The organism is Spirochaetales bacterium (assembly GCA_016930085.1).
Taxonomy (GTDB): Bacteria; Spirochaetota; Spirochaetia; order SZUA-6; family JAFGRV01; genus JAFGHO01.
Window position 1 is genome coordinate 71,196 of the sequence record JAFGHO010000028.1, and the last position, 11,808, is coordinate 83,003.

The window sequence follows — 11,808 nt, forward strand, 5'->3', positions numbered from 1 at the left end:
TGCTTGATCGGGAATGGAAAAAAGCATCCCGTTCCACGTAAAAATCCGCGAAGACAGCCTTTTCACTAAAGCCGGCAAGACCGTGCCGTTCAATATTTTTCCAGAAGAATATCGTCGATCACTTTGATGAGATTTTTGGGCTCCGAAAAAAAGGATGAATGATCGGTGTCCAGAACAAATACAGCCCTGCACGGAGAGGCCGCAACCATCATCTGCTGAATCGGATAAGTGATGGCATTGTCCTCCAGTGTAAAGATATAAAAGCGTTCGACGCTGCCGTAATTCGGCTCGGTAACGATGAGCGGGGTGGAAAACGGCGCGATCGGATTGGGTTTCAACACCGTCCGGGCGAGACTGACATCTTCTGCGGGTGAAAGCTGGTAAAACATATCGACAAGGTTTTCCCTGTTGATGTCGATAATGCCTTCTTCCGGGAGAATAATAAGATTCGGCAGCACATGTGAGCCGGTATCCTGCAAAGCAATATCGAGCATGGATTGACCGCTTTGCAGCAGGAAAGCCGAAAGATAGATCAGTTTTTTGATATCGGTAGGCCGGGATTCCGCTGCCGCCGAAATCGCGATCCCCCCCATACTATGACCGACCAGAATCACTTCCTCGGGAATGGAATCCAGCACACCGGTAATCCTGTCTCTGTAATCATCCAGGGTGACGTCTGCCGGATCGCTTGAGTCGATCCCGTGACCGGGTAGATCGATGAGGGTGACGGTATGTCCGTCTTCTTCCAGCATGACCGCCAGTTTATACCAGCACCATGCGCCGTGCCACGCACCGTGAACGAGAACAAAATGTTCGGGTTCAGGCTGTGCCCCGCACAATGCGGCTGCACAAAAAATTAACGCAACAATATAAAAAACGATTTTTACCTGTTTCATTTTTTCCTCCGATTATCCGGATATTGTCGTATTGTATGAATCCGCGCTTAATCCGTAAAAAATTATCACCATATCGTACAAAGCGTGCCCGGGCTGAAGATGCGGTTTTTATCATTCTTCCGTTTTTATTCCAAGGCGTTTCATTTGTTCACGTTCTTCGATGGCGGAAACATATTCATGTTTTTTCTTGTTTGCTTTGATAATACTGTTCTTCACTGCATTGATCTCGAGATTGAGTCCCCTGATTTTATTCCGTTTTGCTTTTGGTATTTCATTTCGAAAAAAATCATTGAGTCCCGAGAAACGCCGGTGAATGACATGGAGATTCGCCAGGTTCCTGTTGAGTACTTCGTATAATTTCTCCTCAGTCGCCGCCTCGTATTTCTGATATGTGGAGCTGGCCTTGTTTGCCAGTGCGGTATAGAATTTGACCTGATTTTCGAGATCTTCGATAAAAGCGGCAAAATTGAGTTTTTCTCTCTTTGTCGTCGATGTGGTGACATCGAAAAATTCGATATCGTACATCTGGGAATCATCCTTGCCGCGAATTAGTTTCCTGAGCCATCGCAAAATCCGTTCACCGATTCCCATTTTCCTGCTTTCATACGTTTCCTGGTTTTCATTCAGCTTTGTAATCGCATCCTTGATGTGAAAACATGCACCGGCTATGATCCTCAAGCCCTGGAGAATAATCGGCTTGTATTGCACCACCTTTTTTTTCTTTTTCGCCTTTTTCTCTTTCACCTCGAGCCGCGAAAGCAATGTCCGTTTGAGGTCCACCCCGCGCTCCGAATAATCCTCCTGGAAAATTTCCTTGATGAGTTCGGGGTAAAAGGGTTTTTTCGCGATATATTTGGGGAAAATGCTTTTTACCGCCTTTATCGCACTGTCCGGATTGCTGATCAGAAGCCTGAGGTCCTCTTCGATGTTCGGCAGGACGAGTTTTCTCACTTCCAGTTTGTACATTTCCCTGAGAAGGAGGATGAGTTCCTCGAGCAGACCGTAGATTACCCGCAGATGCTTATCGAGCTGTATGGAAGAATCGACGATGATCTGAATCGATATTTTATCCGATCCCATTTTTATTTTATGAAGCGCTTCGCCGATAAACCTCGTGGGGGGATCCGTCGAGGTTGGGGTAAGCTGCATCCAGTTGATATACTTCATGAGTTCGGTAATACGTTTGACCCTCCGGAGATCGAGAAAATCGAGACTCAGTTGATAATAGTTGTTAAGGAACTCGAGTTGGGTATGATATGCGCAAATACGATGACTCATCTGATCCTGTGTTCCAGAATCAAGCGGCGGATCCGAAGAAGGTACGGTAACTTCCGATATTTTTTCCTCTCCCTTATACGGGTCTTCCTGAAGGAGTGCCTTCCGTATGAGAATATTGTAGACATTCTGGAAATACGTCTGAAAAAAGCCGAGATGTTCTTTCAATCGGGGAAGATTTGCCACCTCGATATATTCCCTTTTTTTTATCAGAGTCTGCTCTAATTGATCGATAAAATTTTCGGCATCACTCATACATCTGTATCCGAAGGTGTCCCTCTCCCGCTCTTTAATTTCATTTTCGGCCTTATTTCACTATGAAATTAAGCTTTCAGTCAATTTTATTTAAAATCCGGAAAAATCGATCATACGTACAGTAACAATTATAGAAGAAAATATACAAACTATCAACGATTGATAAAAAAATTCAATGCAGAAAGACAAAATAAGGCGTTATATAGGTTATGATGAGAAAAATATATATAATTTTAGCCTGTATCTCGGGCATCCTCCTTTTAATTGGTTGTGATCTCTTCTCTTCATCCTGCGTGCTGACCTGCCGCATGGAAGACCCGCCCCGACAGTGGAAGGACACCTTTCGTTCCCTTGTCTGTGAGATCCGGTATTTTGATACCGATGGGAAACACAAAAGTATTGTCACAGATAATACCGATTGGGAGATCGCGATACCTGTCCGCAAGCTGCGGAATAGCCCGATCCTCGCTTTTCCAATGGCCGATGGTATTCCCCTACCCCCGGCCGGGGCCTTATATCCCCATGATATCGATAATCCGGTGTCGCTGTCGGTAGTATTGACCTGGGAAAAGGGCTTTATTTCGTCTCTTCTCATGGAATGTATGGCGCTGGGTGAAGACATGTCCGCACTGAATGTAATACGGCTGCAAAAGGAATTGGAAGAAATATCAGGAGGCGATTTCTGGAACCTCGACTATTCGGGACTCGCACAAAGCCTGACCGCGAAGCAATTCAGCATCCGGTCGATAAAAAGACTTCCATGCAGAGAGATCGCCCTGGATCCGGGAGAAGGCGACTGGTTTACCGAAAGCCCCTTTTCACCTCTTTACCGCGTTGAACAAGGCCGATTGCTGACCGAACAATTTCCATATGGATATCACCGGCTTTTCCGGCTTTCATCAGGCGTTGCATACACTTTCTATGTGGATCAAAAAGAAACGCTTATAATCCCGCATGAAAAAAAGCTCCCGGCCATGGATACAGCCGATAGATGAAAACCGCTATTTGGGGCCTGATTTCAGTTAATACGGTACGTCCTTATTGTCACCATGCGCCGGATCGAAAAAACCGGCCGGTGATACCATGAGACCGCAACATCAAAGCAGGATATAATACGAGAGAACCAGTTCATAAATCATAATCAGGATACCGGTAAAAATAAGGAAGAAAGCGGGCCATGTTCCGGAAAAGAATACTTCGCCCGGAAAACCTGTCCTTGTTGCTCCCGAATCCGCCTTCTTCTTGTCCTGCCGCTTCATGATCGGTAAACGCAAAAGTGAAAGACAGCCGATAGCCGTATTGAGCAGGCATCCCGCAAGGCGCAGACCATACCGGAGGGGCCATGACGGAAACAGATCGAGTTTGAACAGAATAACGATGAGTCCCCATATACCGACAATAAATGGATACATCCCCACGAATACGGTCAAATAATGTTCGAAATCGTGCCGTACCACGGCCCCGTTATTCTCCCTTTTTTGTCTTTCTTTTTGCAGTATCCGAAAAAGGCCGAAACAAAAGAGGGAAACGGGACTCAAAACGATATAGAGTTCCCGGATCTCAAAAAAATGAACAATGATGAAATAATACAAGACAAATGAAAGGAGTGACACAAACGAAAGAAAAAGCATTCCCCGCCCATGGTCGACCTCACCATGCCTGTATTTGATTAATACATAAAGCCCCATGATCGCACCCGCGGCACCCGCAAACATCGACAGGATATATCCGATAGCGAGGATGAATACATGCGGCCTTTTTTCCGTTAACCTCGTCATGGATACAGTGTACATGATTCATGTAAAACAAAAAAGAGTCATCGATCAATAATATACCATACGTTCACAATAGATACGGTTCGGACGATGAGATCGGTCTGAATTTTTTATTGAAATAAAATCAATATTGGCATAATATAGGAATATAAGGGAGTATGAAATTCATGGTTCAGATATCTGTAACTAATCCGACCGCCCTATTTCATGCTTCCATGATGCCTGACGGCAAAGGATGGCCTGTATGAATAAAAAGATCATTACCCTGCCGATGATTGTCATCGTGCTTCTCATAACCGCCGGTCTTTGTTTTGCAGAAACGGACGCGAAAAACGGGAGATGGCATACAATCACATGGGGGGAAACCTTTTTGGGAATTGCATCACGATACAATATCAATCCGGAGATCCTTGCCCAGACCAACAACATCACAAACTGGAACAGGATCTATGTGGGCCGGAAACTCTGGATTCCACGGGGTGAATATATCGAAGCATATGTCTATACGGTTAAATGGGGAGATTATCTTCACGACATTGCCCGCCGGTTCGGAGTGAGTATCTATGAAATCGCCTCCCTGAACGGCATTTATAATCTCAATTACATTTACGAAGGCCAGATCATCTATATTCCGGTAAAGAAACAGAAATAACAAAAAACGCCTGATTGTCTTTCTCACGATATCCACATCCCGCAGATAAGGCGTAATACATACATGTCCAACGATACCCGTACATTGGAGTATTGAGTCCGCTGCAGTAAAGGACGGCAGGCATAAACCGCATCCTGAGGAATCCGGTTTGATAAAGACGGATAATCCCGCAACGGGACATTGATAAAAAAGGGCTGCCGGTCTTTCTCCGGCAGCCCTTCACATTTTCTACATGAAACGGTAATTAATTACTCGCTTCAAAATGGGCCCAGCTGAGGCTTGCCTTGTAATAGATATAATATTGTCCGTTTATCTGAGCGGGCAGGCTCGAGGCATTCGTATACTTGTTGGTCACATCGACGCCATTGATCTCTAGCACATCGACATTCCATGAATTGATAAATCTGCCCAACGAAGATGCTTCCCAGCAAAACTCACCCGCGCCGTTTTTAGTAAAACCGGCGGAAATACTCGTTCTGGAGTCGCAGCCCGCGTCGCAGGTACATCCTGAGGCCCCGCCGGTCGATCCGCCCGTCGAGGTCGTTGTGGAGGAAATCCTGTTCGAGGTCGTCGTGGTCGACGCGCTTCCGCCGCCCGTTCCGCCGGTCACGGTCTGCCCGGCGTTCCGGCATGTACTCTCGGAAATACAACTCATGTTGTTTTCCCAGCCCCAGCCGCTTGTGGTGTTACAGCAGACAGGATAATCCCTTCCGTACCAGTTGCAGGTGCCGCAGCCGAGGGTGCCGCCGCCCCCGGACGGGGGATTTGTCTGCGCGGGCGGGTTGGTGCTCTGGGCGGGAGGATTCGTCGGTGCCGGCGTCGGAGGATTCGTCGGTACCGGTGTCGGCGGATTGGTTACCGTTGTTCCCCCGCCGCTTCCGCCGGTCACGGTCTGGCCCGCCCCTTCGCAGGTACTCAGCGAAACACAGCTCGTGTTGTTCTCCCAGCCCCAGCCGCTTGTCGTATTGCAGCAGATCGGGGTATCGGTCCCGTACCAGTTACAGGTACCGCAGCCGAGGGTGCCGCCGCCGCTTCCGCCGGTCGAAGTCGTCGTTCTCGTCGAGGAGGTCGTTCCGGTCGAAGTGGTAGTAATACCGCCCCCCCCGCCTCCACCGACGGAGAACGAGAACGAGTTGCAGGTGAGTCCCTGACCGCCCCTCATAATCTCGAATCCCGCCTCCATGTCGTGGAGGTACCATGAACGTTCCGCGTATCCGCGGGAGATCGCGTCATTGATGAAGTCCATGAAATTCCCGCTTGCCGAGTTTCTTCCCGTCAGCACATAGGTGACGAAATTCCAGCCGACGCTGGCATAATAGACGGCATGACCGTTGAATGTTCCGACCTGCGATCCCGCCGGATACATGTTCCTGTAGTCGAGGACGATCATGATTTCGGCGCCATTGTTGTAGCCGTCGCTCGAGTCCTCGTTCGGACTCAGCCAGCATTCGGCCGCGACATTGTAGTCGCCTTCGGGCCGGGTACTGCTGACGCTGAAATTGTAACTCGCGCTGCCGATCTCGCTGACGCGCCTCGGCAGTCCGCTGCCGCTCGTGCAATCGCCCCAGTGGCAGCCTTTCCAGATGGAAGGATAGGCGGCGACCGAGCCCTGGTTGTGTTCGGACACGGAGACGGTGAAGCCGGTCGATCCGTTGGACCGTATACACTGCCTGGTATCGGCCCCCCAGACATTGTTGGCAAGGCTGTATTCACCGCCAGCCACTGAAATGATACCGTATTTTTCACATGTTTCCTGGGCCGAAACAAGTGAGCAGAGAAGAATCATTCCTACCACGGTAAAAAGCCATGTAACCTTGTGTTTCATTGATTTCTCCTTTCTTTTAATTTACCTTTTTAAATTTTATGAGGTATTTATTATATCATGTATATTGCGATAGTGCAAATTAAAAATCAGGTGATCATCCCGTACTTTGTATCCCGGTAAAATACGCTTTCACGTATTCATCACCGGCGGGTGATATTGCAGAACCGGAATTCGCCGTTTCATGATCGTTTTAAATGTCGAACAGCGTGCGAGATGAAGAAAAACAGCATGGAACAAGTTGCGGTCCGGCCCTCTAAAGGAGTGTACCGGCGGTTCGTATTGTCGAATCACATCACGCTTCAAACCCGAGGGTAAAGGCCTTCACATTGAACTGAATGAGTTTTTCCTTGTTTCTGAATTTCCGTTTGATAAGTGAAAAGACGTCTTCCTTGTGAAAATAGGGAAGCGTTTTCAGGATTTTACCGAGTATGACGATATTCGAGGAGAAACTGAATCCAGCTTCTTCGGCCAGCGAGGTGGCCTCGATGGAAACAAGTTTGATCCGTCTATCCCGCAATTCGGCTTCATAATCCGGCTCCACACTGATAATGGAGCTGTTGCAAAAGAGGTAGCCGTCCGGCGAAACGAAGGGGCTGAATTTATCGAACGACGGCTGATTCATGGCCACGAGGATATCGGACATCGAAAAAATCGGACTGGCGATTTCCCTGTTGCTCAGGACGACCGAACAGTTTGCCGTCCCCCCCCGCATGGCGGGGCCGTATGCCGGAAACCATGTCGCCCTGTATTCGTTCTTGAGCGCGAGCTGGCAGAGAATCTGTCCCAGGTAGAGCACCCCCTGCCCACCGAATCCCGCGATCCGGATCTTCAATTCATGGTCGATCGTCATTTTTTCCGAAAAACTCGAGTGAAGCGATTCGGATTCACTCTTGATACCGATTTTCTCCATGAGTTTTCCCGGCTTGAGGTGATCGGAAGCTTTTCTGTTCATGGGCCCTCCCGTCCTCTGTTCGGCCTCCCTGGAAGTATCGCGGAAAACACCAAGGTCATAATAGGGAAGCATGTGCTTTTTTATCCACTCCCCCGCCTGATCGGGTTTGACCTTCCAGTTGGTCGGACACTGGCTGAGTACTTCGATCAGGGTGAACCCCTTGCCTTCTTTCTGGAAACGGAGCGCCTTGCGTATCGCGAGCCGCGTTTTCATGATGTGAGAAATATCGTGAAGGGACGTCCGTTCGACATACACCGGTGCCGGAAGCGTCGCGATCAGTTCGGCTACCTTGATGGGCATGCCCTCGTTCTCCCTGCTTCTGCCCCGCGGGGTGGTCGTCGTTTTCTGGTCGATGAGTGTTGTCGGGGCCATCTGCCCGCCCGTCATACCGTAGACCGCGTTGTTGACAAAGATAACGGTGATGTTTTCTCCGCGGTTTGCCGCGTGGATGATCTCCGCTGTGCCGATTGCGGCGAGGTCGCCGTCGCCCTGATAACTGACGACATAACTTTCGGGAAGCGCGCGTTTGATGCCCGTCGCGACCGCGGGGGCCCGTCCGTGGGCCGCTTCGATATTACCGCATTTAAAATAATAGTAGGCGAAAACGGAACAGCCGACGGGACTTATGAAGGTTGTCTTGTCGAGCATATCGAGATCGACGAGGGCCTCGGCGACAAGCTTGTGGACAATGCCGTGACCGCAGCCGGAACAGTAGGTCGTGCTTTGCTTGTCATCTCCCGGCTTTCGGAAAAACGTATCGTAAAAACCATCGGATTTTTTGAATATCTTTTTCATAGTACTTCTCTCAAAATTGATTCCTCTTCGATGAGGTTTCCCCCGAGCTTGCCGATCAGGGAGATGGGGATATCATTCCCCACCAGGGCCTTCACATCGTAATGAAGCTGACCGCTGCTCATTTCGGCGACGACGATCCTTTTCTTTCCACGGATGCATTTTTCAAGCCGGACCGCGGGGAACGGGCTGATGGTGACGGGTCTGAAAAGCCCGGCCTTGACGCCCCTTTGCCTGACATTGTTGACCACCGCCTTTAATTGCCTGGACACGCTCCCGTAACCGACAAGGAGAAGTTCGGCATCTTCCGTCATATATTCCTCCGCCCGCTGCTCGGCGGCTTTCATCCGGCTGAATTTTTCCTGAAGCCTCATGTTATGGGCTTCGAGTTCGTCGTTTTCGATATAAATCGATGTGTGAAGCCTTCGTTCCGAATTTTTATCTCCGGTGAGCGCCCACGGTTTATCCTGATAGAGGGGTGTGTAGTCTTCAGGGAAGCTCACCGATTCCATCATCTGCCCGATAACGCCGTCTGCAGCGATGACGACCGGATTTCTGTATTTGTCCGCGAGATCGAAACCCAGGATCGCGAAATCGATCATTTCCTGTACCGAATTGGGCGCGAGGACGATCGTGAGATAATCGCCGTGCCCGCCCCCCTTTGTCAGCTGATTGTAGTCCGATTGTTCGGCTCCGATATTGCCCAGGCCCGGGCCCGCCCTCATTATATCGACGACGAGACAGGGAAGCTCGCACCCGGCCATATACGATATCCCTTCGCACATGAGACTGATTCCCGGACTGGAAGATGCGGTCATGGTTCGCTGTCCGGTCGATGCCGCGCCGTATACCATATTAATAGAAGCGAGTTCGCTTTCCGCCTGAAGAAAGGTTCTGCCGAGCGTCGGAAAGTATTCCGATGCCGCATGGGCTATTTCACTTGCCGGGGTGATCGGATAGCCGTAAAAGGATTCACACCCGGCAACAAGCGCCCCGACAACCACGGCTTCGTTTCCCTTTAAAAAATATCGTGCCATATCACCATCCAAACGTATCGTTTTCCGGACCGTCACGGATCCGGGTAGACCTCGATCGCATCGAGTTCCGGGCATGCATAAAAGCAGAAACCGCAGCCCGTACAGCCGTCCCCTTTGTACGCGGGATATTCGTATCCGTTGGAGTTGATCTCTCCCGATTGTTCGAGAAGGTGTCGCGGACAAGCCTCGACACAGTATCCGCAGCCTTTACATAACTGTTTTTTTATCACCACCTGTCCCATATGCCGAAGGCACCTCCTTTTTTCAACATGATACCCGTTTCCCGAACCACCTTTCGGAAATCTCCGTTTGCTCTTATGCATCTCATGGAATAAAACCGTTCGTTGGCATTTCCCGCGTTTGAAAGAAATTACATGATAGTTGAAATTGTCGTCGTGTCAGACTGTAAAATGGGTTTTGAAACAAGCCAACGATACGCATTAAATAATCGAACCATACGCATACAAACAAGGTATTTATCAAAGATAACCTGATCACTTAGGTTAGTATGTAACAAGAAAAGCAATGTTTGTCAATGGTTTTAATCCGCTAAAAGTAATTTTACATCAGTCTTTCATGATAATGACAAAAAAATTTGCGTTATTTTTCAAAACCGGCGCGCAATCCTTCGATAATCGCGCGCAATCCTTCAATAACCGCGCGCTATTTTCCGACGAGTCTGTACCTGTCATTTTCCGTCATGTCGATCCGCCAGCATGTCACCGCCAGATGATCCAGAAAAGCCATGTCATGACTCGCGAGGAGGAGGGCGCAGCCGCATTCGGTGAGGGAAGTTTCAAGACATCGGACCGAAACGATGTCCATATGGTTTGTCGGTTCATCCATGATGATGAGTTCGGGCGTATTCGTCAGCCCCAAAGCGAGCATAAGCTTCCTCGATTCCCCGGGACTCGAGAGGTATGTATCGAGCAAACGGCCGGGTACCGAGCCGAGTCTGCTTATGGTCGCAAGCACCCTGCCGCGGATATCATCCGGGAGTTTCCCGAATCGAAAAAGCAGGCCGATAGTCTGCTTTTTCGATATTTCCTGGGGGATATAGAGGAACCGGAGGCCGGAAGAGGAAAGAGAGGAGACAATCATGCGGATAAGGGTACTTTTCCCCGTCCCGTTGTCCCCGATCAGGGCGATCCGGTCCTGCGGGTATATAAAGAGACGGGGAACCTCGAGCCGTTTGACTGTACCGAGTGAAAGCGTCGCCGGGGGAAGATGAAACAGGACATCCCGATGAGAAAATGAACCATGAATGGTTATCCCCCTCTTTTCCCGCTTTCTGCAGGAAAGATCCTCATCACGTTTTTCGGCCTGTTTCAGTCTGCCGTCGATCTGCCTGAGTAATTTCCCGCCGACCCCGTCCTTACCGGTAAGCCGGGCGAGATTCTTCCTGAAACGGGCGTCATGGTCCTTTGGCGCAAGCCCCCGCTTCGACCTGAGGTTCTGCTGCCGCGAAGCCTTTTCCCTCCGCTTTGCCGCTTCCCGTTTCAGCCGTTTATAATGCTCCCCGGCAAGGACCTTTTTCTTTCGCGCGGTTTCTTCCTCACGTTCCTCCTGTTCCATCCCCCTGCTGATCCCCCCCGGCCGGATTATTATCACGTCGGGATAGAGAAAAAGGCATTGCGCCGTGAGGGTATCAAGCAGTTCCCTGTCGTGACTCACAATAAGTCCGATCCCCCGGTACCGGGACAATGCCGATATGAGGGTCTTTCTCGCCGAACGGTCGAGGTGATTTGCCGGCTCATCGACGGCGAGGACATCGGGGGTTTTCCACAACGCGACCCCGATCTGCGACCGCTTCCGCTCACCGTGGCTCAGGGTTTCCCATCTGTCCGGCCAGTCGTCTTCGATGCCGAGCCGCGTTTTGATCCTCCAGGCTTCCTTGTCAGGAGAAAACAGAAACTCGCGGAACAACGGGGGGGGATCATCTGTCCGCTGTTCGCAGTAAAGCCGGTTCCGCGGCCCCTGGATCGAGCCGGATAACGGGAAGAGGATTCCCGCCGCAAGGGAAAGAAGCGTGGTCTTTCCCGCCCCATTGCTGCCGATAACGCCGGTCCATCCGGCGGCGACAGAGAACGAAATGTCCCCGAACAGGGGTTCCGGCGATGTTTCATAGGAAAAATCGACATGATGGAATGATAATGTTTTCTGCGCCACGGTATTTCCCCCCTTCACACCAAAAAAAAGCCGCGGAATTACCGCGGCCGTTCGTTCAAATGACACTATTCAGAACAAATTCACGGGAACCGAAAGTCGAAGGGATTGCGGACAGCGATACGTTCATCGTCGTGTGAGGATGATTGTCTGTCCCGGTAATCCCTTGCTACTTTCTCATTC

The 11,808-nt window shown here is 50.0% G+C and carries 10 protein-coding genes; 2 read left to right on the forward strand and 8 right to left on the reverse strand.

All coding sequences use genetic code 11. The features are described 5' to 3' along the window. Positions 1-89 precede the first annotated feature (89 nt). Together JW881_05320 and JW881_05325 are read right to left on the reverse strand one after the other, a co-directional pair. Entirely contained in the window at positions 90-896 is an 807-nt protein-coding gene (locus tag JW881_05320; protein ID MBN1696913.1) for an alpha/beta fold hydrolase, read from the reverse strand. Positions 897-1,007: 111 nt separating this feature from the next. Then, positions 1,008-2,426 carry a hypothetical protein gene (locus JW881_05325; protein MBN1696914.1) on the reverse strand — a complete coding sequence of 473 codons (1,419 nt, stop codon included), beginning with the start codon at positions 2,424-2,426 and terminating at the stop codon, positions 1,008-1,010. 209 nt (positions 2,427-2,635) lie between these two features. Between JW881_05325 and JW881_05330 the strand changes: the two genes are divergently transcribed. Further along, positions 2,636-3,421, forward strand: a complete 786-nt coding sequence (locus tag JW881_05330) for a hypothetical protein (protein ID MBN1696915.1) — start codon at positions 2,636-2,638, stop codon at positions 3,419-3,421. 102 nt (positions 3,422-3,523) lie between these two features. Here the strand turns inward: JW881_05330 and JW881_05335 are convergent, their stop codons facing one another. Beyond that, a complete protein-coding gene (locus tag JW881_05335) occupies positions 3,524-4,204 on the reverse strand; it encodes a hypothetical protein (GenBank protein MBN1696916.1) in 681 nt (226 codons plus the stop codon). Between the two features lie 241 nt (positions 4,205-4,445). On the opposite strand from JW881_05335, the gene JW881_05340 reads away from it, so the two are divergent. Next, positions 4,446-4,853: a LysM peptidoglycan-binding domain-containing protein gene (locus JW881_05340; GenBank protein ID MBN1696917.1), complete on the forward strand. Its 408-nt coding sequence runs from the start codon at positions 4,446-4,448 to the stop codon at positions 4,851-4,853. 244 nt (positions 4,854-5,097) lie between these two features. On the opposite strand, the gene JW881_05345 is transcribed toward JW881_05340, so the two are convergent. From JW881_05345 to JW881_05365, 5 genes are all read right to left on the reverse strand, one after another. Continuing rightward, entirely contained in the window at positions 5,098-6,678 is a 1,581-nt protein-coding gene (locus JW881_05345) for a hypothetical protein (GenBank protein ID MBN1696918.1), read from the reverse strand. Between the two features lie 292 nt (positions 6,679-6,970). Then, complete coding sequence (locus tag JW881_05350; GenBank protein MBN1696919.1) at positions 6,971-8,425, reverse strand: 2-oxoacid:acceptor oxidoreductase family protein; 1,455 nt, start codon at positions 8,423-8,425, stop codon at positions 6,971-6,973. Further along, positions 8,422-9,459 carry a 3-methyl-2-oxobutanoate dehydrogenase subunit VorB gene (gene vorB / locus JW881_05355; protein MBN1696920.1) on the reverse strand — a complete coding sequence of 346 codons (1,038 nt, stop codon included), beginning with the start codon at positions 9,457-9,459 and terminating at the stop codon, positions 8,422-8,424. Before vorB ends, JW881_05350 begins: the two co-directional genes overlap by 4 nt. Before the next feature lie 32 nt (positions 9,460-9,491). Then, a complete protein-coding gene (locus JW881_05360; protein MBN1696921.1) occupies positions 9,492-9,701 on the reverse strand; it encodes a ferredoxin family protein in 210 nt (69 codons plus the stop codon). Between the two features lie 421 nt (positions 9,702-10,122). Next, positions 10,123-11,628 (reverse strand): ABC-F family ATP-binding cassette domain-containing protein, encoded by a 1,506-nt coding sequence (locus JW881_05365; GenBank protein MBN1696922.1) that lies wholly within the window; start codon positions 11,626-11,628, stop codon positions 10,123-10,125. Positions 11,629-11,808: the final 180 nt, after the last annotated feature.

Excerpts from the sequence above, each read along its gene's own strand:
- JW881_05335 (MBN1696916.1), bottom strand. The coding sequence starts at position 4,204 with ATGACGAGGTTAACGGAAAAAAGGCCGCATGTATTCATCCTCGCTATC.
- JW881_05325 (MBN1696914.1), bottom strand. The coding sequence starts at position 2,426 with ATGAGTGATGCCGAAAATTTTATCGATCAATTAGAGCAGACTCTGATA.
- JW881_05330 (MBN1696915.1), top strand. The coding sequence starts at position 2,636 with ATGATGAGAAAAATATATATAATTTTAGCCTGTATCTCGGGCATCCTC.
- JW881_05340 (MBN1696917.1), top strand. The coding sequence starts at position 4,446 with ATGAATAAAAAGATCATTACCCTGCCGATGATTGTCATCGTGCTTCTC.
- JW881_05360 (MBN1696921.1), bottom strand. The coding sequence starts at position 9,701 with ATGGGACAGGTGGTGATAAAAAAACAGTTATGTAAAGGCTGCGGATAC.
- JW881_05345 (MBN1696918.1), bottom strand. The coding sequence starts at position 6,678 with ATGAAACACAAGGTTACATGGCTTTTTACCGTGGTAGGAATGATTCTT.
- JW881_05350 (MBN1696919.1), bottom strand. The coding sequence starts at position 8,425 with ATGAAAAAGATATTCAAAAAATCCGATGGTTTTTACGATACGTTTTTC.
- JW881_05320 (MBN1696913.1), bottom strand. The coding sequence starts at position 896 with ATGAAACAGGTAAAAATCGTTTTTTATATTGTTGCGTTAATTTTTTGT.
- vorB (MBN1696920.1), bottom strand. The coding sequence starts at position 9,459 with ATGGCACGATATTTTTTAAAGGGAAACGAAGCCGTGGTTGTCGGGGCG.